At 53.6% G+C, this 21627-nt stretch carries 19 protein-coding genes and 1 tRNA gene; 10 read left to right on the top strand and 10 right to left on the bottom strand.

What is annotated here, in order from left to right:
* Positions 1-44: 44 nt before the first annotated feature.
* Complete coding sequence (locus tag AC6HVW_RS06815) at positions 45-1061, bottom strand: patatin-like phospholipase family protein (RefSeq protein WP_222436277.1); 1017 nt, start codon at positions 1059-1061, stop codon at positions 45-47.
* 784 nt (positions 1062-1845) lie between these two features.
* Positions 1846-1922: transfer RNA gene (locus tag AC6HVW_RS06810), tRNA-Arg, on the bottom strand.
* A gap of 442 nt (positions 1923-2364) precedes the next feature.
* On the opposite strand from AC6HVW_RS06810, the gene folD reads away from it, so the two are divergent.
* Together folD and ybcJ are read left to right on the top strand one after the other, a co-directional pair.
* On the top strand, positions 2365-3231 hold the full coding sequence (gene folD, locus AC6HVW_RS06805; RefSeq protein WP_071682353.1) for a bifunctional methylenetetrahydrofolate dehydrogenase/methenyltetrahydrofolate cyclohydrolase FolD: 867 nt from the start codon (positions 2365-2367) through the stop codon (positions 3229-3231).
* A gap of 11 nt (positions 3232-3242) precedes the next feature.
* Complete coding sequence (gene ybcJ, locus AC6HVW_RS06800) at positions 3243-3455, top strand: ribosome-associated protein YbcJ (protein WP_021180059.1); 213 nt, start codon at positions 3243-3245, stop codon at positions 3453-3455.
* 70 nt (positions 3456-3525) lie between these two features.
* On the opposite strand, the gene AC6HVW_RS06795 is transcribed toward ybcJ, so the two are convergent.
* From AC6HVW_RS06795 to AC6HVW_RS06785, 3 genes are read right to left on the bottom strand one after another with little or no spacing between them, the layout of a single operon-like run.
* Entirely contained in the window at positions 3526-4239 is a 714-nt protein-coding gene (locus tag AC6HVW_RS06795) for an MgtC/SapB family protein (protein ID WP_071682354.1), read from the bottom strand.
* Positions 4240-4247: 8 nt separating this feature from the next.
* Positions 4248-5483, bottom strand: a complete 1236-nt coding sequence (locus AC6HVW_RS06790) for an MFS transporter (protein ID WP_021180061.1) — start codon at positions 5481-5483, stop codon at positions 4248-4250.
* An 11-nt stretch (positions 5484-5494) separates the two neighbouring features.
* Positions 5495-6316, bottom strand: a complete 822-nt coding sequence (locus AC6HVW_RS06785) for an MBL fold metallo-hydrolase (protein WP_497569307.1) — start codon at positions 6314-6316, stop codon at positions 5495-5497.
* A 367-nt stretch (positions 6317-6683) separates the two neighbouring features.
* Here AC6HVW_RS06785 and AC6HVW_RS06780 point away from each other — a divergent pair, with 367 nt between their 5' ends.
* Complete coding sequence (locus tag AC6HVW_RS06780; RefSeq protein ID WP_071682364.1) at positions 6684-8861, top strand: extracellular solute-binding protein; 2178 nt, start codon at positions 6684-6686, stop codon at positions 8859-8861.
* A 108-nt stretch (positions 8862-8969) separates the two neighbouring features.
* Here the strand turns inward: AC6HVW_RS06780 and AC6HVW_RS06775 are convergent, their stop codons facing one another.
* On the bottom strand, positions 8970-9695 hold the full coding sequence (locus AC6HVW_RS06775; protein ID WP_071682356.1) for an ankyrin repeat domain-containing protein: 726 nt from the start codon (positions 9693-9695) through the stop codon (positions 8970-8972).
* Positions 9696-9990: 295 nt separating this feature from the next.
* Positions 9991-11376 (bottom strand): cysteine--tRNA ligase, encoded by a 1386-nt coding sequence (gene cysS, locus AC6HVW_RS06770; RefSeq protein WP_021805415.1) that lies wholly within the window; start codon positions 11374-11376, stop codon positions 9991-9993.
* 286 nt (positions 11377-11662) lie between these two features.
* Here cysS and ppiB point away from each other — a divergent pair, with 286 nt between their 5' ends.
* The 4 genes from ppiB (at position 11663) to purK (ending at position 14610) form a co-directional block, all read left to right on the top strand.
* Positions 11663-12157, top strand: coding sequence for a peptidylprolyl isomerase B (ppiB, locus tag AC6HVW_RS06765; protein WP_021180066.1), 495 nt, complete (start codon positions 11663-11665; stop codon positions 12155-12157).
* Positions 12158-12167: 10 nt separating this feature from the next.
* On the top strand, positions 12168-12890 hold the full coding sequence (locus AC6HVW_RS06760) for a UDP-2,3-diacylglucosamine diphosphatase (RefSeq protein ID WP_071682358.1): 723 nt from the start codon (positions 12168-12170) through the stop codon (positions 12888-12890).
* Positions 12891-13021: 131 nt separating this feature from the next.
* Positions 13022-13546: a 5-(carboxyamino)imidazole ribonucleotide mutase gene (purE, locus tag AC6HVW_RS06755; protein WP_024486090.1), complete on the top strand. Its 525-nt coding sequence runs from the start codon at positions 13022-13024 to the stop codon at positions 13544-13546.
* On the top strand, positions 13543-14610 hold the full coding sequence (gene purK / locus AC6HVW_RS06750; RefSeq protein ID WP_059200057.1) for a 5-(carboxyamino)imidazole ribonucleotide synthase: 1068 nt from the start codon (positions 13543-13545) through the stop codon (positions 14608-14610). Before purE ends, purK begins: the two co-directional genes overlap by 4 nt.
* Positions 14611-14848: 238 nt before the next feature.
* Here the strand turns inward: purK and ybbP are convergent, their stop codons facing one another.
* Both ybbP and ybbA read right to left on the bottom strand, forming a co-directional pair.
* Positions 14849-17281 (bottom strand): putative ABC transporter permease subunit YbbP, encoded by a 2433-nt coding sequence (gene ybbP / locus AC6HVW_RS06745; protein ID WP_021180070.1) that lies wholly within the window; start codon positions 17279-17281, stop codon positions 14849-14851.
* Positions 17278-17964 (bottom strand): putative ABC transporter ATP-binding protein YbbA, encoded by a 687-nt coding sequence (ybbA, locus tag AC6HVW_RS06740; RefSeq protein WP_071682972.1) that lies wholly within the window; start codon positions 17962-17964, stop codon positions 17278-17280. The genes ybbP and ybbA overlap by 4 nt, the downstream gene beginning before the upstream one ends.
* Here ybbA and tesA point away from each other — a divergent pair.
* The 3 genes from tesA (at position 17935) to AC6HVW_RS06725 (ending at position 20315) form a co-directional block, all read left to right on the top strand.
* Positions 17935-18573, top strand: coding sequence for a multifunctional acyl-CoA thioesterase I/protease I/lysophospholipase L1 (gene tesA / locus AC6HVW_RS06735; protein WP_051363221.1), 639 nt, complete (start codon positions 17935-17937; stop codon positions 18571-18573). The two genes, ybbA and tesA, sit on opposite strands and share 30 nt — an antisense overlap.
* Positions 18574-18598: 25 nt before the next feature.
* The gene (locus tag AC6HVW_RS06730; RefSeq protein ID WP_021180073.1) at positions 18599-19375 is read left to right on the top strand and encodes an SDR family oxidoreductase; all 777 of its coding nucleotides are present in this window, start codon (positions 18599-18601) and stop codon (positions 19373-19375) included.
* A gap of 85 nt (positions 19376-19460) precedes the next feature.
* Entirely contained in the window at positions 19461-20315 is an 855-nt protein-coding gene (locus AC6HVW_RS06725) for a co-chaperone YbbN (protein WP_071682973.1), read from the top strand.
* Positions 20316-20358: 43 nt separating this feature from the next.
* Here the strand turns inward: AC6HVW_RS06725 and AC6HVW_RS06720 are convergent, their stop codons facing one another.
* Positions 20359-21585: an MFS transporter gene (locus AC6HVW_RS06720; protein ID WP_059200055.1), complete on the bottom strand. Its 1227-nt coding sequence runs from the start codon at positions 21583-21585 to the stop codon at positions 20359-20361.
* Positions 21586-21627 lie beyond the last annotated feature (42 nt).

The following is a 21627-nucleotide window of genomic DNA, read 5'->3' as shown; positions in this document are numbered from 1 at the left end:
ACTGTCAGATCAGGCCAGAGCCAGTACAAGTCAAGGGGCATTGCTTACTTCTCAAACTTAAAATCCCCACCACTACTAACTAACAAATTAGCAATTTCAGTGAGTTTTTCATCAAACACAGCCGCGTTCTGTCGCCCTGCGTTACGCAGGAGTTCTAAATTCTCTCGTGATGCGTTATCTAAAGCAGGGTCTGCACCATATAACTCGGGTTGAATTCTGTAGTATTTAGAGTTTTTTACCGTTGAGGCAATTTGTTGCAAATAATATGCTGTCATCTGTGGCCCACCCTCGAGTGCAATATCGATTGCAGGTTTTGCCCAGCTAAAAGGGCCCCAGTCCTTAATTTCGGAATAGGAATAACCCTGTAATTTTTTACCAGTACCAAGAGAGACAATAATCATATCTTTGATGCCAGCAACATTACTGAATTTAATGGCTTCGGAGTAGGCACAGAGCGCGGGGTCGTTTGCCACCACACCACCATCTACGAGGACAAATTTTTCTGATAAAGGAGGTAATGAGTAAATTCGTGCCGCCTCAAAATACGTGGGTGCCGCAGAAGTGCCACGTAAAACATCCCTGACAAGAAAGTCTCGATTCTTGGATACTGCTGAGTGCTGCTTGAAGATAACGGGAAGGCGGCTGCTTACATCATAAGCAACAAAGCAGGTCGGTCTTAATAATTCACTTAGTTTTATTTCACCAAACGCCGTGTTTAATACTCTCTCCAGCTCTTTTGCTGAATATTTCTCATCAGTTGCCCCTCCTAATGAACTGATTTTTTTCCAGACGCCTACATCAAAAATATCATCACCATCCTCAAGATAAAAATTAACAGCTTCTTGAGCGGTAAATTTTGGTTTTCTTTTAGCATCTGGACAAACATAGGCGGAACAAAGAATGGCACCGGTACTAGTGCCAGCGACCAAATCGAAATAATCAGCAATTCTTGCTTCTGAATTCTTTGATATTACTTGTAGTTTTTTCTCCAGCTCGACTAATATCATACCTGGAAGGATGCCTCTGATCCCACCGCCATCTATAGAAAGTATTCTCATCATAATTTTCATTCCTCTAAAGAAATGCAGAATAATATAGATTTAGTTTGAAACCACCACTCTATCCTACTGATTTACAACAACATTGTTCCACTTAGCTAATCATTGAACTAAAACACCAGCTAGATTAAATAATGTTGATTATAGCACCCGTTTCTGCAAGTAAACGTCATCCGATGAAGAAAGTAATTAATCACATTTGCGACAAAAACTCTGTTACAGGTTGCACGCCATCTGATAACGCCACCGAAGCTGTGGTATCAGCAATTTCGTAATAATTGGCTGGACTAAAGGTAAGCAACGCCCGCTCCTGGCACTAAGCTGACTATCAGATCTGATTAGCTACTCATGGGCTCAAGATGACACTGTGCAGAGCTGTGGTTACTTTGAAAGCGGAACGATGCTAGCCAAGCCAATTAGTAACGGTTATAGCAAGGGACAGCCTAATCAGGCGGCCGGTTCACAAAAGTGCTGAGGTAATAGGTTTATCCTTGGTTTAATCGCTCTTTCGGCGTTTTCCACTTCAACAACCGGTCAACTGCAGTATCTTCCGACAGGAGCAGGTGGGCCAGTTGTAGGCGTTCCATAACCTGTAACGCCATTTGAAACCCTCCGTTACTGGCTGTTAGTACAGGATTTCATTGAACGGGGATGTACCATCACATATACCAATAGATACTACTTGATGCAGGTAGACCCTGAGAGAATTTCGATGCGCTAAAATCAGCCAACTCACTGAATTTCAGGCATAAAAAAAGACGTCAGTTGACGTCTATTTACTTCGAAATGGTACGCCCTACAGGGCTCGAACCTGTGACCTACGGCTTAGAAGGCCGTTGCTCTATCCAACTGAGCTAAGGGCGCATTGAAATGCGGATGCGGCAACCGAGGTTGCGGAGTTGGATTATACGGTCAGAGGTTATCGAGTCAATGCCTTTTGTTGGTGTGCTGGCCGCAAGCGTGCTTTATGGTGATTTTTCGCACAAATCAACAACTAAAAACCAACCTAACGCGATGATCTGACTACGTAAATACCTGGCCATAACGGCCAATATCCTTACCTTCTTGCCCAGACCTACGGCTTAGAAGGCCGTTGCTCAGACCACCAGTAACCATGAAGTGAAGAGTCAGACAATGGAGATAAAAAGCGTAGAGGATCATTCCTTTGGTGTAAAAAATGTCTAAACCGCTACGCAATCGTGTGCTTATTCTCTGCATTAACCCGATCGAAAGCCTGACAGCGCGCCTCTCTTCTGCCAAAATAGCGCCATCCCCCGCTTTTCTTAAATGATGGATTTCCTCACTGATGGCAGCAAAGATTATTGATGGCAAAACGATTGCGCAGCAGGTTAGAAACGAAGTGGCTGAGCAAGTGAAACAACGTCTGGCAGCTGGCAAGCGTGCGCCGGGCCTGGCGGTGGTACTGGTTGGTGAGAATCCGGCTTCGCAGATTTATGTCGCCAGCAAGCGCAAGGCCTGTGAGGAAGTGGGCTTTATCTCCCGCTCTTACGATCTACCCACTTCCACCACCGAGCCTGAACTGCTGGCGCTGATCGACAAATTAAACGCCGATAAAGAAATTGACGGCATTCTGGTACAGCTCCCTTTGCCTGCGGGCATTGATAACGTGAAGGTGCTGGAGCGCATCAGCCCGGATAAAGACGTGGACGGTTTCCATCCTTACAACGTCGGCCGCCTGTGCCAGCGCGCGCCTAAACTGCGACCTTGTACCCCACGCGGCATTGTCACCCTGCTGGAGCGCTACAACATTGATACCTATGGCCTGAACGCCGTAGTGGTGGGTGCCTCCAACATCGTTGGCCGCCCGATGAGTATGGAACTGCTGCTGGCTGGCTGTACCACCACCGTCACGCACCGCTTTACCAAAAACCTGCGCCACCACGTCGAGAATGCCGATCTGCTGATCGTTGCCGTGGGCAAACCTGGGTTTATCCCAGGAGATTGGATCAAACCGGGTGCGATCGTGATCGATGTCGGCATCAACCGCTTGGAAAGTGGTAAAGTAGTCGGCGACGTAGACTTCGAAGCCGCAAGCGAACGTGCGGCCTTCATTACTCCGGTTCCAGGTGGCGTCGGCCCCATGACCGTTGCTACACTGATCCAAAATACCTTGCAAGCCTGCGAGGAATTTCACGACGTTCAACCTAACTAAGTTAAGGCAGTATGGAAATTTTCAATCTGGAAGGTCACCCTCATGTCGAACTGTGCGATCTGCTAAAGTTCCAGGGCTGGTGTGACAGCGGCGGTGCCGCGAAAGAAGTGATCGCCGAAGGGCAGGTCAAAGTAAACGGTCAGGTCGAAACGCGTAAGCGCTGCAAGATCGTTGATGGCCAGAAGGTCAGCTACAAAGGCATGAACGTCACGGTTAAAGCCTGATTGTTCAAGCGCCAGGAAAAAAATGCCGGGTTGGCTAAGCTACCCGGCATTTTTGATCTACTCAAACCTGTTAATGCTCCAATGCAACGAAGCACACGTGTTGCATAGCACGCAACGTGCCATACAGTTCGTCCAGGGTCGTCCTTTTCCTTACCGTTAGCTTAAAGTTAACTTCAATCTTGTGCTTTTTGACGTCACGTATCGTCATTGCATCAATCAGGTTTCTTTGCTGATTGAGCTGGGCCATCAAGCTGGCTAGCCCTGCCTGCTCATCGAGTATCAGCCGTACTTTGACCTTCCCCAGATAGTGATTCCTCGATTGCAGCAGGAAAATATAGGGGCTGATCTTTATCGCCAGTAAAAACAGTGCGGTAGCCAAGATTGCGTGCAAATAAAAACTGGCTCCACAGGCAATCCCCACTCCCGCCGATGCCCAAACGATCGCGGCGGTCGTCAGACCGGAAATGGCGTCATCACGGCGGTGCAAGATCACCCCGGCACCCAGGAAGCCCACCCCACTGATAATCTGTGCGGCCAACCGCATGGGATCGCTACGGATATTGACGGATATCTCGGCGTAATACTCTGCAGACTGAATCGACACCACCGTTAATACGCAGCTGGCGACGGCAATAATCACGCAGGTTTTAAACCCAACGGGCTTGCCCTTGGATTCACGTTCCAGGCCAATCCCCCCCCCCAGAACAAACGCCGCGACTATTTTGCCTACCGTCGCCAGATGGAGCGGCCCCAACCCGCCCAGCACCGATAACCAGCTGTCCATGTTGCTTCCTATTGCTGCGCTGGCTTCATTGCCGCCGGCGTTTTCTGTTTAGAAAGATCGTCCTTAAAGAAAATAAAGAAGAACACCGAGACAACGGCGGCGATAATCGCCGAGAACAGCCAGAAGCTTTCCCACTGCGGTAACGCCTGCGGCCCCTGCTCAGTCACGGTGCTGTTGAAGATCTGGCCGCAAATGGTGGAAGCGAACAGCAAGCCAAAACCATTGGAGACGATAAAGCGCAGACTCTGGGCCTGGGCTTTGATTTCGGGCCGTGCTTTACGGTCGACATAGATGTCCCCTACCGTAAAGAAGAAGTCCCAGCAGAAGCCTTGCAGCATCAGGCCAATCAGGACAAACGTCATGTTGGCGTCAAGCGCCGCCTGGGAGAACAGCACCGAACGGATGATCCAGCACACCGCGCCCATCATCAACGTCACCTTGAAGCCCGCTTTCAGTAGGAAGAACGAAAGCAGGAACATAAACACCACTTCACAGGCGATCCCTACCTGCATCATGGAGGCGGCATTATCAAACCCGAGCGCTTTGAGGAATACCGGAATATAGGCGGAATAGGCCGTTTTGGGGATCATCAACACAAAGATGCTCAGCATCAGAATGGAGAAGTTACGATCTTTAAACAGCGACAGCGCATCCAGGCACAGCAGATCGCGCAGGGTGAAGGTGCTGCCCTTGGCCTTCGGCGGTGTATCCGGCAAGGTAAAGCAGTACAGCCCCAATCCCACCCCAGCGGCCGATGCAATGTACCAGGTCATGGTATCGCCGGAATATCCCATCTGCCCGATGATGAAACCTATCGCCATAAAGCCGAAGGTGCCAAACACGCGGATCACCGGGAAGTACTTCACGCCGTTGATATGGCTAAAGCTGATGCTGTTGGCCAGCGCGGTAGTCGGATAGAACAGCAACCCGACCAGGAAGATCATCACCAACGTCATGGTAGTGTCCTGCGCCTCGATAAACTGCGGTACACACAGGATCACCCCGGCGTTGATCAGGTGCAGGATCGCCATGACTTTCTGCGAAGCAAAGAAGCGGTCTGCAACCATGCCGATAAACAGCGGCGAGAGTATCGTTGCCAACCCCAGCAGCGCATATGATGAACCGATAATGGCGGCCATACCGTAGGTACTCAGCACCAGGCCCATCGTCATATTCCAGGCACCCTGCATGAAATACTGCACAAACATCATGATCAGCAGGCGAGGAGTCTTGTTAAAGTCCATGAGATCTCCCCCTATGCCACGTTAACGGTCAGGCCGTCATACGCAACGGTGATGTTTTTATCACGGCAGGCCGCCACCAGCTCCTCATGCAGCAACTTGCCGCTGTGAGAAATATGTGACACCACGATCTGGCTGCCGGCATGCAGGCTCTCCATCGCACGCAGCTTCTCTTGGGCGGCAAACACGGTTTCCAGGCTCATATGGTTGTCAGTGCGATCGTCGCCGTTGAAACCGTAGGTACATTCCAGCACCACCAAATCCAGCGCTTTGCCCTGTAGCCACTGCCAGGTGAGTTCCGGGAACCAGCCGGAATCATGGCCATAGAAAATCGTCTGGCCGTCTTTTTCGATCACATACACGTAGCACAGCTCCCACTTGGCATGGTTAGCCAGCAGCGGTGTGATCTTGTAGCCATGGCTTTCTACGGTGACAAAAGGCACTAGGCAGTGGAAACCAAAACGCTGTTTGCTGTAACCCGGTAATACCGCAGCACAACCGTTGATCGCCCGGTCGTTACCAAAAATCTCCAATGGATGGTCGATATCGAAACCGTAGCCCTCCATTCGGCTAAACAGCTCACCGACGTTGAAATGGTCTGGATGGGTGTGGGTAAACAGCAGGTCGGTGAAGCAACTTGCGTCCAACCCATCACGCAACAGCTGTTGGCTGAACTCCGGGGCGACGTCGATCAACATCACATCATCAATAATCGCCGAAGAGTGGGTACGCAGATCTTTCCCCTTGAGAAAACGGGCCTGTTGGCAATGTTCACAGCGGCAAAACGGATTGGGGATCCCTTCAGAGGCAGCCGATCCCAGGAAATATATTTTCATTTTTTATCCTTTTTATTCAGTATATTACTGACCTGTTGCTCCTATCTCCTTCGTTAAGGTAATCGACGAAAGTGATTTTGGAACGTGTCAATAATAATCCTGAGACCAAAAAACGGTTAACACTGTAATGCACATTGGTGACCGGCTTCAAAAATTAAATTTAATACTTAGTAAAATCAATTCACTAAAAATAATCATTGGTAATTATTATGTTTTTCATCAAATTGGTGACACTGGATTAATAAAGTATAAATAACAACCATTTAATTATGGAACGATCCAAATTTTACGCTTGGAGATAAATCGAGATAGCGAAGCGCCCATGCCGGTGTTAGCATCAAAACAGGCGGTTCAAAGCGGTGGGAAAATGGCAACTATCAAGGATATAGCGAAGCTGGCGGGGGTATCTCATGGCACCGCTTCCAACGTGCTCAACGGGCGCGGCAATGTCAGCGTTGAAAAGATCGAGGCGGTCAAACAGGCCGCCCAGCAAATGGGTTATCAAATTAATGCCCAGGCGCAGTCGCTACGCGCCAGCAAAAGCAGTGGCGTTGCGCTGATCCTGCCCGATATCAACAGTGAGCAGTATCACCAGCTCTACCGCGGGCTTCAGCAATCGTTACGATCTTCTTTCCCAGGCGATCTGGATCTTTACGTCACTAACGATCTACCCTCTGCCGAAAGAGATATCTTGCAGACGCTGGCCGCAAAATCCTACCAAACCATCGTTACGGTCTCCTGCCTTGCCGACAGCGAAAGCTATTATCAGACGCTACGGCTGCCAGCGGAGCAGATCCTGTTTGTCTATCGCCATCCAGCGCAGGCCAAGGCCACATTCAACCTGAACTTTTGCCTGGCTGGCCAAGCCATTGCCAGCGAGATCGCCCGCGAACAGCCCGCACACGTTGGCGTGCTTTGTGAGCCACTCGCTTATACCAACGGCCAGTGTTTTGTCGAGGCATTGAAAGCTACGCTGGCACAGTTAAGCCCATCGACCCAGTTAACGGTCGTTCCGTCACCGGCCAGTGAATGTCACACCGCCGCTTTCGCTTTTTTTGCTGGCCAGCCGCCACAGGTCCTGATTGCTCAAGACAGTGAAAAAGCCCGTTGCCTGACGCAGGCGGCCTATCTGGGTAGCGCGGTCCCCTGCCCGCCGATCTGGCAACTCAGCGATAACGAACCCGCCGTAGTAGCCAATCAGTACCACTATCAGATGGATTACGCCCGGCTGGGTCTGGAAATCGCCCGTTATATCTGCGGATTAGTGACACTGGCCGATGAGCAGATACTGGATAGCCGCGGCTTTGCTCTCGACGTTCAATCCATGCCCGCCGTTTCTGAGCAGGGTGAAACGCTGAACATGCTGATCCTGCCTAGCCCATCCACCGATGCGCTGAAGAAGCTGTTGCCGCATTTCTATCGCCGGACCGGTATCAAGGTGAATCTCGCGGTTTATCCTTATGATGAAGTGTTTGAGATCCTCTCGAATCTGCATCTGCATCCTTATTACGATTTGCTGCGTATCGATATGGCCTGCCTCCCCTGGTTTGCAGAAAAGGCTCTCACGCCGTTGGCAGAAATTGCCCCAGCGCTACCGGAACTACTGGATAACTTCTCGGAAGAAATTGGCCATCATTTCAGCCAGATTGACGGCAAAGCCTATGCGTTGCCGTTTGATGCCAGCACCCAGTTGCTGTTCTATCGCCGCGATCTGTTCGAAGACCCCACGGTCAAACGCATGTTCTATGAGAAATCCGGCAAGGAACTGAAGATCCCGACCAGTTTCGACGAATTTGATGACATTACGGCCTTTTTCACGGCGACTCATCAACCCGGTAACCCGCAGCGTCCGATAGGTTCATCAACGACTCTCGGTAGTTCCGGGTTAATTGCTACCGAGTTTCTGCTGCGCTATTACGCATTAGGTGGGCGGCTAGTGCACCAAGACAAACCGGTGCAACTGGAGGCAGAATTCGCCATCGAAGCGTTGCGGCAATATCAGCAACAGCTTACCGTCACCACCAATCTCAACAGTGAATGGTGGAATGCTGCGGTGGCCCAGTTTGAGCAAGGCCAAGTGGCGATGCTGATCATGTATATGAACCTGTTCAACGACGTCGCCCACAGCCCTCTATCACCGGCAATAGGTTACGCGCCGGTTCCGGGCAACATCCCGCAGATGGGCGGTGGCTCGTTAGGCATGTCTCGTTTCAGTGATAAGAAGGCGCAGGTAGAACAGTTCATCCGTTGGCTGTATTCGGCTGAAATTACCGAGCATCTGGTGCTTTTGGGCGGTAACAGCGCCCACCGCAGCATCTATCAGAATCAGCGCATCCTGCATCTCTATCCGTGGTTCAACCTGCTACGGGATAATCCTAGTACCGGCATCCGTGAATCTCGGGGTTTACAGGGCCAGTTGTTCAACCTGCGCCATGCGGAAATCATTATCGGCCAGGGCGTGACCAACGTGGTGAACAAGATAATGGATCCGCAGCAAGCCATTGATTACATCAATCAGCGACTGGTCAATGAAACTCAAGCCTGAAGGAAGCCATGTTTGCCACCTTACCTGTAAGAATGGGCCGTGCCAAGGAGAGGTATTTTCCAACTGCGGCGAGATTGGCCGCAGTTGGAAATCTATTACCTATAATCCTTACTCACAGCTGGATTTACCGGTTTTATGATTGATGGCACCTTTGGATATCAACAGATTAGCAACATCAGTAAACCCATTTTCACAGGCACCACTGAGAGGACTGGCGTCAATTTTTGGATTTTCGTTCTTCGCCACCACATTTATATCCGGGTTAAACTGCAGAATGTATTTTACCACCTCAAGTCTTCCATCCACTGCGGCGACCATAAATAAGGTTTCACCATCTTGCTCGACAGCATTCCAGTCGACATCATCCTTTAAGCGCTCATGAAGATATTTTACAACCTCCGCGTTTTTCCCCATGACGGCTGATTTGACCGAATGATAAACATCGGCCCTATCCGTTGCTCGAATATCAGCACCCTGTTCGGTAAGATACTTAACCATATCCAAATAACCAATAAAGGCAGCCCATCCTAAAGCGGTCTGTCCCAGAGAGGCTTCATCCTTCGTTTCCAGATTCTGCCCGGCCTCCACCATTCTTTTTACCTCTGACAAATTTCCCTGTTTAACTGCATCGAACCAGGCTGCATCAGGGCCTTCTGACGGTTTCTCATAAAAGATACGATGTGACAGCAATTTATCATTGGCGATTTCATGCATCTCTTCATAGCTAAATCTAAATTTTGATAAATCAACTGCAGATTTATTTTCCTGAGCATATAGGCCAAGGGGTAAAAATGTAAAAAAGGCGGCTGTAAACATAATATTTTTTAAGTTCATAATTAACTCCATGTAATATATTTAATTTGAGCGCATTCCTAAACAATAGCTCATCCAACATATCCGTTATGTGCCGTTCTTATAAAGATTAAAGATACTAGTATTCCCACAAAATAATCACAACGCATAATTTTGCACAATAAGTTCAAAAAAACTGATTAGCTATAACGATTTATGCAGGGGTATTTTTAAGCCACCCGCTTGGCGAAAATGAGATTTGATGGGTAAACCAAAGGAGAGATCCTAGTAGCAAGGACCCACTTGTAAAAAAGTGGGTCCTTAGTCTGATTACTATTTACTTACGACGCCAGCTAGTCCCCTGCGGGCCATCTTCCAGCACGATATTCATCTCGTTCAACCGATCGCGAGCGGCATCTGCCAGCGCCCAGTCTTTGGCGGCACGCGCGTCGTTACGCTGTTTGATCAACGCTTCAATCTCTGCCACTTCCGAGTCGTCCGCCTGCGCGCCACCTTGCAAGAACTGTTCTGGCTCCTGTTGCAGCAGGCCCAATACCTTGGCCAGCTTACGCAGCTCTGCCGCCAACCCATTCGCCGCCGCCATGTCTTCGCTCTTCAGACGGTTTACTTCACGCGCCAGGTCGAACAACGCGGAATAGGCTTCCGGGGTGTTGAAGTCGTCGTCCATGGCTTCACGGAAGCGCGCTTCAAAGGCTTCACCGCCAGCAGGTTTGGCATTAGCGTCGGTGCCACGCAGCGCGGTATATAAACGCTCCAGCGAAGCGCGAGCCTGCTTGAGATTCTCTTCGCTGTAGTTCAGTTGGCTGCGGTAGTGGCCAGACATCAGGAAGTAACGCACGGTTTCGGCGTCGTAGTAGCCCAGCACGTCACGGATGGTAAAGAAGTTGTCCAACGACTTCGACATCTTCTCTTTATCAATCATCACCATCCCGGAGTGCATCCAGTAATTGACGTACGGGCCATCATGCGCGCAGCTGGATTGGGCAATCTCGTTCTCGTGGTGCGGGAACATCAGATCGGAGCCACCACCGTGAATGTCGAAATGGGTGCCAAGCTGTTTGCAGTTCATGGCCGAGCATTCGATATGCCAGCCTGGACGGCCTGGACCCCAAGGTGATTCCCAGCTTGGTTCGCCCGGCTTGGACATCTTCCACAGCACGAAGTCCATCGGGTTGCGTTTTACATCGTCGATTTCCACGCGCGCACCGGCTTGCAGTTGCTCCAGATCCTGACGGGAAAGCAGGCCATATTGTGGATCGCTATCGATGGAGAACATCACGTCGCCGTTGCTGGCCACATAGGCATGATCGCGTGCCAACAGGCGTTGGGTGATCTCGATGATTTCTTCGATATGATGGGTGGCTCGCGGCTCCTGATCCGGGCGTTCGATCAGCAGCGAATCAAAATCGGCGTGCATCTCTGCCAGCATACGCGTGGTCAGTTGGTCGCAGGTTTCACCGTTCTCTGCCGCGCGGCGGATGATTTTATCGTCCACGTCGGTCACGTTACGCACGTAGTTCAGCGAATAGCCGAGGTAACGCAGGTAGCGCGCTACCACGTCGAAAGCAACAAAGGTACGCCCGTGGCCGATATGACACAGGTCATAAATGGTTACCCCGCACACGTACATACCGACTTTACCGGCATGAATGGGCTTAAATTCCTCTTTTTGACGACTCAGGGTATTAAATATCTTTAGCATCAGGGCTGTCCGTGGTGTGCGTGATAACAAACATATCCGCATATTGAAACCCGAAGGCTGCTCTATTGCAAGGTCAAGCCCAAGGATTGCTGAATTGATCGGCAGAAAATTGCGTGAGATCGGAATTAACCTGATCCAGACTAAGATAACAACACGTGTATTTCTGCCGCGAAACTGCCACCCTAGCCACTGCTGACTGATTAATTGAGATATGTTATAAAGTCGGTCTGATTGCTCACACGCCTTCCTATGTGACAGCTCATTTCATCTTGCTAGGACTAAAACTATGGTTACTTTCCACACCAATCACGGCGATATCGTTATCAAGACCTTTGCTGACAAGGCACCGGTTACCGTTGAAAACTTCCTGAACTACTGCCGTGAAGGCTTCTACAACAACACCATCTTCCACCGTGTCATCAACGGCTTTATGGTTCAGGGTGGTGGTTTTGAACCTGGTATGCGTCAGAAAGACACCAAAGCAACCATCAAGAACGAAGCTAACAACGGCCTGAAAAACACCCGTGGCACCCTGGCAATGGCTCGTACCAACGATCCACACTCTGCCACCGCCCAGTTCTTCATCAACGTGGTAGATAACGACTTCCTGAACTTCCGTGCTGAAAACTCCCAGGGTTGGGGTTACTGCGTATTTGCCGAAGTGGCAGAAGGCATGGACGTGGTCGAGAAGATCAAAGCGGTAAAAACTGGCCGCAGCGGCATGCACCAGGATGTACCGGTTGAAGATGTCGTGATCACCAGCGTTACCGTCAGCGAGTAATCGCGGCTGCATGAGCACGCTGTTCATCGCAGACCTGCATCTATGCGTACAGGAACCGGCAATTACTGCCGGTTTTCTGCGTTTTTTGCAGCGTGAAGCCGTTCACGCCGATGCGTTATATATCCTGGGCGATCTGTTTGAAGCCTGGATTGGCGATGACGACCCCGAGCCGTTGCATCGCGAAATTGCCGCCGCACTGAAGGCGTTGCACCAGGCCGGAGTGCCCTGCTACTTCATTCACGGCAACCGCGATTTCTTGTTGGGTAAGCGCTTTGCCAAGCAGAGCGGTATGATCCTGCTACCGGAAGAGCAAGTCGTCGAGCTGTATGGCCGCAAGATCCTGATCCTGCACGGTGATACCCTGTGTACCGACGATCAGGCCTATCAAGAATTCCGCAAGAAAGTTCATAACACCTGGATCCAACGTGCTTTTCTGGCGCTCCCCCTGCGCTGGCGCTTGAAGATCGCCGCTAAAATGCGTGCTCGCAGCCAACAAAGCAACCAATACAAATCCACCGCGATTATGGACGTCAACCCGCAGGCCGTTGAACAGGCCATGTTGCGCCACAACGTCCACTGGATGATCCACGGCCACACCCATCGCCCAGCAGTCCATCCGCTGGCATTACCAAACGGTAAAGCCCATCGCGCGGTGTTGGGAGCCTGGCATACACAAGGCTCAATGATTAAAGTCACGGCAGATGCCGTGGAACTGATCGAGTTCCCCTTCTAGGCCGTTTTCCAGCTTTTGATGGTAAAAACCGTCGACGCAACCGTTTTCCTCTCCCTGTACCCATGATATGCTCTACGCCCTCATACGGCCTGCCAGCCGACGTTTGTCCACATCACAGGAGCCATGCACTCATGGGAGCCACCGCTACTTCAGCCGCCAACGCTGGGGTTAAAATCGCAATCGTAATGGGTTCAAAAAGTGACTGGGCCACTATGCAGTCCGCGGCCGAAGTTCTGACCACGCTGGATGTCCCGTTCCATGTCGAAGTTGTCTCCGCCCACCGCACGCCGGACAAGCTGTTCAGCTTTGCCGAACATGCCAAGGCCATGGGTTTTGACGTGATCATCGCCGGTGCCGGTGGTGCTGCGCATCTGCCAGGCATGTTGGCGGCCAAAACGCTGGTTCCGGTGTTGGGTGTGCCGGTGCAAAGCGCTGCGTTAAGCGGTGTCGATAGCCTGTATTCCATCGTGCAGATGCCACGCGGCATTCCGGTGGGTACGCTCGCCATCGGCAAAGCCGGTGCGGCCAACGCCGGGTTGCTGGCAGCACAAATCCTGGCGCTGCACGATGCCGGGCTGGCACAGCGGTTGGCACAGTGGCGTCAGGCACAGACCGACGAGGTGCTGAACCATCCAGACCCACGGGAGGATGCATGAAGCCGGTTTGCGTACTGGGTAACGGCCAGTTAGGGCGTATGCTGCGCCAGGCCGGTGAGCCGTTGGGCATTGCGGTTTATCCTGTCGGTCTGGATGCCGAGCCGGAAGCGGTGCCCTATCAAAACGCGGTGATCACCGCAGAGATCGAACGCTGGCCAGAAACCGCCCTGACCCGCGAGCTGGCGACGCACAATAACTTCGTCAACCGCGATATCTTCCCGCGTCTGGCCGATCGCCTGACACAGAAGCAGCTGCTCGATCAACTTCATCTCGCTACCGCACCTTGGCAATTGCTGGCAAATGCTGACGAATGGCCTCAGGTGTTTGCTACCTTGGGTGAGTTGGCGATCGTTAAACGCCGCGTGGGTGGTTACGACGGCCGCGGCCAGTGGCGTTTGCGCCCGGGCCAAGAGGCTGAGCTACCGGCGGATAACTATGGTGAATGCATCGTCGAGCAGGGGATTAATTTCTCTGGCGAAGTGTCATTGGTGGGTGCCCGTGGTCACGATGGCCAGTCGGTATTCTATCCGCTGACCCACAACCTGCACGAAGAAGGCATTCTGCGTACCAGCGTGGCGCTGCCACAGCCCAACCCGGCATTGCAACAGCAGGCCGAGCAGATGTTGGCTGCGATCCTCGATGAGTTGAACTACGTGGGTGTAATGGCGATGGAGTGCTTTATCGTCGGCGACAGCCTGTTGATCAACGAACTGGCTCCGCGTGTCCACAACAGCGGCCACTGGACGCAGAACGGCGCTTCCATCAGCCAGTTTGAGCTGCATTTGCGGGCTATCCTGGGGCTGCCGCTGCCTAAGCCGGTGGTGAATACGCCTTCGGTGATGGTCAACCTGATCGGCACGGCGGTGAACCAGCAATGGCTGGCCCTGCCGCTGGTGCATTTGCACTGGTATGAGAAAGAGGTGCGTGAGGGGCGTAAGGTGGGTCATCTGAATCTCAACGATCCCGATGCGGCCTCTTTGCAACAGGCGTTACAGGCATTAGCGCCGCTGCTGCCAGCCGAGTATCAAAGTGGCTTGGCCTGGGCACAGCAAAAGCTGGGGTGATCTTGTGGGATGATAGGCCTTTAATCTCGGTGTATACCCCTCACCCTAACCCTCTCCCACAGGGAGAGGGGACCGATCGAGTTAGGCCGAAAGGATAGTGATTCTTCATCAGCACTGGCTGATTGATCCTGCTCATCCTGGTTAAAGTGACGATCGAGTTACTTGATCAGCTCTTTACTTCCAAAAGTGCAGGGACTATCAGCTCCCTCTCCCTGTGGGAGAGGGTTGGGGTGAGGGGTCAACCTTCGTAGCTGCGGAACAACGCCCGGCCGCGCAGCAGGCGCACACCAAGCCAGCCGCCACACAGTGAGAGCAGCAAGGCACTCAGCAGCGGTAACGCCCACCACAGCACCGGCGTAGGTGCCCACGGGAAGTCGAACACCTTGGTCTGCAACAGCCAAAGCGCCGCTTCTGCCCCCACCGCCGCCGCGATCCCGGCTACCAGCCCAAGCAACGCAAACTCGCACCACAGCGTACCGCGCAACAGGCGTTTACCTGCGCCTAGCGTGCGGTAAACCACCAGCTCCTGCCTACGTTGCCGCATCCCTACCTGTACCTGTGCCAGTAACAGCAGACCGCCGCAGATCACCACCAGCACCACCATCACCTCCAGCGCCCTGCTCACCTGCTGCAACACTCCACCGACCTGCTTGAGGATCGAACCGATATCCAGCAGGCTCAGGGTTGGGAACTGGCGGTTGAGCTGCGTCAGCACCTTGCCGTCGCCGTCATAGCGGAAGCTGGTCAGCCAGGTTTGTGGCTGGCCGTCCAATGCACCCGGCGGGAAGATAAAGTAAAAGTTCGGCTTCAGGCTTTCCCAATCCACCTGCCGCAGGCTGGTGACTTTGGCACTGAACGATTGAGTATCGCCGCTGAACGTCAAGGTATCGCCCAGCTGGATCTTGAGCCTGCCGGCGATCCCTTCATCCATCGAGACCTCGCCGGTTTTCGGCGGCCAGGTGCCTGCCGTCAACGGGTTATGATCCGGCAGATCGCTTTGCCAGGTCAGATTCAGCTCACGGTTCACCGCCTCGCCACCGGGATCGTCTTCATGCACCCGCTCCGTCGCCACCTGCTGGTTAATTTCCGACAGGCGCACACGCACGATGGGATAGAAGGTTTCCTCATGCAGCTGATGCTGTTGCAAGAAGGCTTTCACCTGTGGAACCTGTGCCGTGGTCATATTCAGCAGGAAATAGTTCGGGCTGTCCGGCGGTAACTGTTGTTGCCAGCGATCGAGCAGATCGCCACGCAAGACCAGCAGCAGGGCCAGTAACATAAACGACAGCGAGAACGCCGCTAACTGGCTGATCGTCACCCAAGGCTGATGCAACAGGCGATTCACCGCCAACCGCAGCGCCAGATTTTTCAGCGTGATGCGCCGCAGCAGCAACAGGCTCCCCCAGCCTATTCCCCCTAGCAGCAAGGCCAGCACCACCATACCGGCCAGAATGGCCCACAGTAGCGTACTTGCCCCCATTAATACCGTCAGTAGCCCGACCACAATCACCGCAGTAGCTGGCAGGAAGTAACGCAAAGGCCAGACGTTGGCCACCACATCCCGGCGCAGTACACGCAGCGGCTGAGTCGCCAGCAGTTGCCGGTACGGGCGCAACCCAACCAGCAGCGAAATCATCACCAGAGCCCCCATCGCCCACAGCCACGGCCAGCCCCCGGCTGCGGGGAGTTCCCCCGGCAACACCGGTGCCAACAAGCGGATCAGCACCGCTTCAAACCCGAGACCAATCACGCTGCCGCAGGTTCCCGCCAGCAGTAACACCGCCAACCACTGGCCAATAATCAGCTTGCTGAGCGCCTTTCTGCCAGCGCCCAGGGTTTTCAGCACCGCAATCAGGTCATAGCGGCTGCGGCAATAGTGACTCATGGCTACCGCTACGGCGGCAATCGACAGCAGCAAGGTCAGCAATGCCGAAAGCAGCAGGAACTGTTGGGAACGCTGTAGCGATTTGCCTAACGCACTGCCGGACTCCTCTAACCCATACCAGCGCTGATCGGGTTTGAGCTGCGGTTTGAGACGTTCTTCATAGCGTTGAATATCGGTTGGCGCACCGGCAAACATATAACGGTAGGTCAGGCGGCTGCCCGGCTGTACCGCTCCGGTTTTATCCACATCGGCCAGATTGATGATAATGCCAGGCGCAGTCTGGAACGGATTGAAGCCGGAATCCGGCTCCTGCACGATTTCACCGGCGATGCGTAACGTGGTATCCCCCACCTCCAGATTGTCGCCGACCTTGATATCCAATAATGCCAACAGACGCGGAGCCACCAGCACGCTGCCCGGCACAGGTTTGAGATTGGCTGGCAGGGTTTCCAACTGCCCATACAGCGGATAGGCCGCATCGGTAGCCTTGACGTTGGCCAGTAGCGGACGATCCCCTGCGTAGGTCATGGTAGTGAAAGAGAGCTGGCGGCTGACTTTCAGCCCCTGTTGTTGGGCATCGAGCAGCCAGCCTTCCGGCACCGGGCGCGCGGTACGCAATACCCGATCCCCGGCGATAAAGTCGCGGCTTTGCTGGCTCAAGCCTTTGTCCATGCGATCGCTGATGCTGCCCAGTGCCAACACGCAGGCCACCGACAGCGTCAGCGCCAGCCAGACGATCAGCAGCGAAGGCGAACGCCATTCACGCCAGAACCAACGCCAAATCATGCTTCCTCCCACAGCTTGCCTTCACGCAAGCGCAGCCGCCGCTGACAGCGAGCCGCCAGGGTCTCGTCATGGGTGACCAGGATCAGTGTGGTGGCGAAATCGCGGTTGAGGGAGAACAACAGATCGGCAATGCGCTCACCGGTCTGGCGATCCAGGTTGCCGGTGGGTTCATCGGCGAACAGCACTCGTGGGCGACCACTAAACGCCCGTGCCAGCGCCACACGCTGTTGCTCCCCACCGGAAAGCTGCGCTGGCAGGTGGCTAAGACGCTTGCCTAATCCCAGCTGTTCCAGCAGTTGCACCGCTTGCTCCCGGCTTTGACGATCGCTTTCACCACGCAGCAGCGCAGGGAGTTGTACGTTTTCCAACGCGTTCAAGGTGGGGACCAGCATGAAAGACTGGAACACAAAACCGACGTTTTTTGCCCGCAGCGCAGCGCGCCCTTCTTCATCCAGCGCTGTCAGCGACTCCCCCAGCAGGCTAACTTCGCCTTCGCTGCCGTCGTCCAGCCCGGCAAGGATGCCCAACAAGGTCGATTTCCCCGAACCGGACTCGCCGATCAGCGCAATTGTCTGTGCGGGTTTGACAACCAGCTCGACTCCGGTAAGGATGGTAAGCTGATGCTCACCCTGACCAACGTGTTTACTAAGATGATGAACTTCAAGAACGTTTTCCGCTGGCATCTTCCCTTCCTTTTGCTGTTGGGATTATTCAGTTTACGTGCTGTCGCGGCCGATACCTTATTGATTTTGGGCGACAGTTTAAGTGCTGGCTATCGGTTGCCGGTAGCGCAGGCCTGGGCCACTCGGCTGGCCGATGAGTGGCAGAAACAACCTGGCCACCCGACCGTGGTCAATGCCAGTATCAGCGGTGACACCGCCGCTCAGGGGCTGGCACGCTTGCCCGAGCTGTTGAAACAACATCAACCCCGCTGGGTGCTGATCGAGCTGGGGGCCAACGATGGTCTGCGCGGCTTCCCGGCTGCGGATATCGAGCGCGACCTCAACCAGATTATCACGCTGGTTTTGCAGGCGGGGGCCAAACCGCTGCTGATGCAAATTCATATTCCGCCAAACTATGGCCGCCGCTACACCGAGGCCTTCGGTGCGCTGTATCCTGCGTTGGCCAAGCAGTTCAACATTCCGCTGCTGCCGTTTTATATGGAACAGGTGGTGATCAAACCGGAATGGATGCAGGATGACGGTTTGCACCCCAATCAGGATGCCCAGCCGTTTATCGCCACCTGGATGGCGCAACAGCTGGAACCACTAGTTAAACATGAGTCTAACTGAATAGGGTTAGCTACTAGGTAAAGTTATGCAAAAAGCGGTATTGATAACCGGCTGTTCCAGCGGGATAGGATTGATTGCAGCACAAGATCTGCGTAACCGTGGCTATCGCGTGCTGGCCGCCTGCCGTAAGCCGGAAGATGTGGAAAATATGCGCCAGCTTGGGCTGGAAGGCATTGAGCTGGATCTGGACGATAGCGCCAGCGTAGAACGCGCCGCCGCACAGGTGATCGAACTGACCAACGGGCGGCTGTACGGACTGTTCAACAATGCCGGTTTCGGCGTTTACGGGCCACTCAGCTCGGTTTCACGCCAACAGCTGGAACGGCAATTCTCCGCCAACCTGTTTGGCACCCACCAGCTCACCCAGTTGCTGCTGCCAGCCATGCTGCCGCACGGCGAAGGGCGCATTATTCAAACCAGTTCGGTGATGGGGTTAATCTCCAGCGCCGGGCGTGGGGCCTATGCCGCCAGCAAATTTGCGCTGGAAGCCTGGTCGGACGCGTTGCGCATGGAGCTGCACGGCAGCGGCATTCAGGTCAGCCTGATCGAGCCAGGCCCGCTGACGACCCATTTCACCCAGAACGTCAATCAGGCGCAGAGCGATAAACCGGTGCACAACCCGAGCATCGCCAAGCGTTTGACGCTGCCTGCCGAAGCGGTGTTACCGAAGCTGCGCCACGCGCTGGAAAGCCCCAAAGCCAAGCTGCGCTACCCGGTTACCCTGCTGGCGCATACCATGAGCATCCTGCGCCGCCTGTTGCCGGGCCGTGCGCTGGATTGGCTATTGCGCAGTAATGGTTAAGCAAACGGGGGCTAAGGGTTGAAGCGCGACGCTTTGCCCCCATCTAGAGTAGATTGGCTCCGCAAGATCAGATTAGAGAGAAACCATGCTAGCTCAAGCCGTTGTTGATATTAACGAAACTAACCTGCACCAGACTCTGGAACAGTCCATGTCCCAGCCGGTGCTGTTTTACTTCTGGTCGGATCGCAGCCAGCACTGTCTGCAGCTCACCCCGATACTGGATAAACTGGCGGCGGAATACGCAGGTCAGTTCGTTCTGGCAAAGGTGGATTGCGATGCCGAGCAGGCAATCGCCGCCCAGTTTGGCCTGCGTTCCCTGCCAACCGTCTATCTGTTCAAGGATGGCCAGCCGGTTGATGGCTTCCAAGGGCCGCAGCCGGAAGAGATGATCCGTGAATTCCTGCAGCGTTTCCTGCCAAAAGCCGAAGACCTCAAGCTGGCAGAAGCCACTGAGCTGTTGCAGGAAGAGCGGGCAGCAGAAGCTCTGCCTTTGCTGAAAGATGCCTGGAGTCTCAGCAATCAACGCAGCGATATCGGCCTGACGCTGGCGGAAACCCAGATCGCCCTGAACAAGACGGATGATGCCGAAGCGGTGCTGGCGACCATTCCATTGCAGGATCGCGATACCCGTTACCTCGGCCTGGTCGCGCAGATTGAGCTGATGAAACAGGCTGCCGATACGCCAGAAATTCAGCAGTTACAGCAGCAGGTTCAGCAACAACCGGAAAACGTCGAGCTGGCCGTGCAGCTAGCCTTGCAACTGCATCAGGTTGGCCGCAACGAAGAAGCGCTGGAATTGCTGATGGGTCATCTGAAAAAGGATTTGGCGGCGGCTAACGGTAGCGCCCGCAAGACCTTGATGGATATTCTGGCCGCACTGGGGACTGGCGATGCGCTGGCCGCCAAATACCGCCGCCAGCTGTATTCACTGCTGTATTAATCGAACATGGGCGCAGCCGCACGGTTGCGCCCCGCATGAAACATCAAGCCTCCTGCGCCGGTTTCCCCTCTTTGACAAACAGCATGGCGATAAAACCCACCACCGTGATCATCGCGGCAAAGTAGAACCCCGCATTCAGCGTCCCCGTGCTGTCGGCAATAAAGCCGGTCACGTAAGGTGCAAAGATCGATGCCGCCATGCCAAAGAAGTTATACAGCCCGAAAGCGGTGCTGAGCGCGGCACGCGGTGCGTTGTCTGCCACCAGTGCGATCAGTACCGGGTTGAGGCTGATTTTGCCGATAAACCCATACAGCACCAATACGCCAATCAACGCCGCTTCACTGGTGGAATAGACGATGCCGAAGATCGCCAGCAGTGAGAAAGGCAGCATAAACAGTACCACCGGTTTTCTGCGGCCCAGCTTGTCGGAGATATAGCTGCAAATCAGCGTCCCCAGTACCGAGATCCACGGCACGATGGAGGCGATGCTGGCGGCGTGCACAATATCCATGCCGCGTTCTTTTTGCAGATAATACGGCAGCCAGGTAATGATCACGAAGAAGCCGTAGATCGAGCAAAAGATGGTGATGTAGGCCATCAGCAGGTTACGGTTTTTAAACAGGTCCAGGAAACTGAATTCGCTCTTTGTTGCTGTAGCGGCTGGGGTATCGCCAGCACTTTGCGGCGCTTTTTCCCGAATGAAAAACAGCATCAGCAGCGCCACAATCAATACCGGAACCGCCATCGCCAGGAACGGCATCTTCCACGAAGTATGAAAATGCTCGATCATAAAGCTGGAAAGGTAATACCCCAGCGCGATACCAAACGACATCCCACTGCCGATCACCGCACTGCCCAAGGTGATCCATTTCTTGGGGATGGCCTCGGAAGAAAGCGCATACTGCGGGCCATAATAGACGCCTTGCGAAGCGCCGGTCAGCATCCACAGCACGATGAAAATCAGAAAGTTGGATGAGATGCTGACGGCAGCGATAAACAGCGCAAACAGCATAAAGCCGCTAACCAGAATGCGTTTTCTGCCCAAGCGGTCGCCCAATAGTCCGGCAGGCACCTGTAAAAGGGTGTAGGTCAGAAAGAACAGGCTGCTGATTAAGCCCAGATGGCTTTTTGACAGCCCGAACTCGGTTTGGATCTGCGGCATGATGGGGCTAAGTACCGAACGCCCGGCATAGATAACCACCCAGCCGAGGAAGAAGATCACGACGGTTTTAATCCAATAGGGCACTCGCTCTGTTTTTATAGTTTGCATATTCATTTTCCCTTGGTTGATGGGCCGCTAGGCCCACCCAGT

Source organism: Serratia sp. NCCP-200 (genome assembly GCF_059697885.1).
This window is presented reverse-complemented; position numbering and strand designations above follow the sequence as displayed.

Bases quoted from the DNA above. Each gene is read 5' to 3' on its own strand.
- tesA (WP_051363221.1), top strand. From the start codon at position 17,935: ATGAACTTCAAGAACGTTTTCCGCTGGCATCTTCCCTTCCTTTTGCTG.
- AC6HVW_RS06775 (WP_071682356.1), bottom strand. From the start codon at position 9,695: ATGAACTTAAAAAATATTATGTTTACAGCCGCCTTTTTTACATTTTTA.
- AC6HVW_RS06790 (WP_021180061.1), bottom strand. From the start codon at position 5,483: ATGGACTTTAACAAGACTCCTCGCCTGCTGATCATGATGTTTGTGCAG.
- AC6HVW_RS06780 (WP_071682364.1), top strand. From the start codon at position 6,684: ATGGCAACTATCAAGGATATAGCGAAGCTGGCGGGGGTATCTCATGGC.
- ybcJ (WP_021180059.1), top strand. From the start codon at position 3,243: ATGGAAATTTTCAATCTGGAAGGTCACCCTCATGTCGAACTGTGCGAT.
- AC6HVW_RS06730 (WP_021180073.1), top strand. From the start codon at position 18,599: ATGCAAAAAGCGGTATTGATAACCGGCTGTTCCAGCGGGATAGGATTG.
- AC6HVW_RS06720 (WP_059200055.1), bottom strand. From the start codon at position 21,585: ATGCAAACTATAAAAACAGAGCGAGTGCCCTATTGGATTAAAACCGTC.
- AC6HVW_RS06725 (WP_071682973.1), top strand. From the start codon at position 19,461: ATGCTAGCTCAAGCCGTTGTTGATATTAACGAAACTAACCTGCACCAG.
- folD (WP_071682353.1), top strand. From the start codon at position 2,365: ATGGCAGCAAAGATTATTGATGGCAAAACGATTGCGCAGCAGGTTAGA.
- AC6HVW_RS06795 (WP_071682354.1), bottom strand. From the start codon at position 4,239: ATGGACAGCTGGTTATCGGTGCTGGGCGGGTTGGGGCCGCTCCATCTG.
- AC6HVW_RS06760 (WP_071682358.1), top strand. From the start codon at position 12,168: ATGAGCACGCTGTTCATCGCAGACCTGCATCTATGCGTACAGGAACCG.
- purK (WP_059200057.1), top strand. From the start codon at position 13,543: ATGAAGCCGGTTTGCGTACTGGGTAACGGCCAGTTAGGGCGTATGCTG.
- AC6HVW_RS06785 (WP_497569307.1), bottom strand. From the start codon at position 6,316: ATGAAAATATATTTCCTGGGATCGGCTGCCTCTGAAGGGATCCCCAAT.
- purE (WP_024486090.1), top strand. From the start codon at position 13,022: ATGGGAGCCACCGCTACTTCAGCCGCCAACGCTGGGGTTAAAATCGCA.
- ybbA (WP_071682972.1), bottom strand. From the start codon at position 17,964: ATGCCAGCGGAAAACGTTCTTGAAGTTCATCATCTTAGTAAACACGTT.
- ybbP (WP_021180070.1), bottom strand. From the start codon at position 17,281: ATGATTTGGCGTTGGTTCTGGCGTGAATGGCGTTCGCCTTCGCTGCTG.
- AC6HVW_RS06815 (WP_222436277.1), bottom strand. From the start codon at position 1,061: ATGATGAGAATACTTTCTATAGATGGCGGTGGGATCAGAGGCATCCTT.
- ppiB (WP_021180066.1), top strand. From the start codon at position 11,663: ATGGTTACTTTCCACACCAATCACGGCGATATCGTTATCAAGACCTTT.
- cysS (WP_021805415.1), bottom strand. From the start codon at position 11,376: ATGCTAAAGATATTTAATACCCTGAGTCGTCAAAAAGAGGAATTTAAG.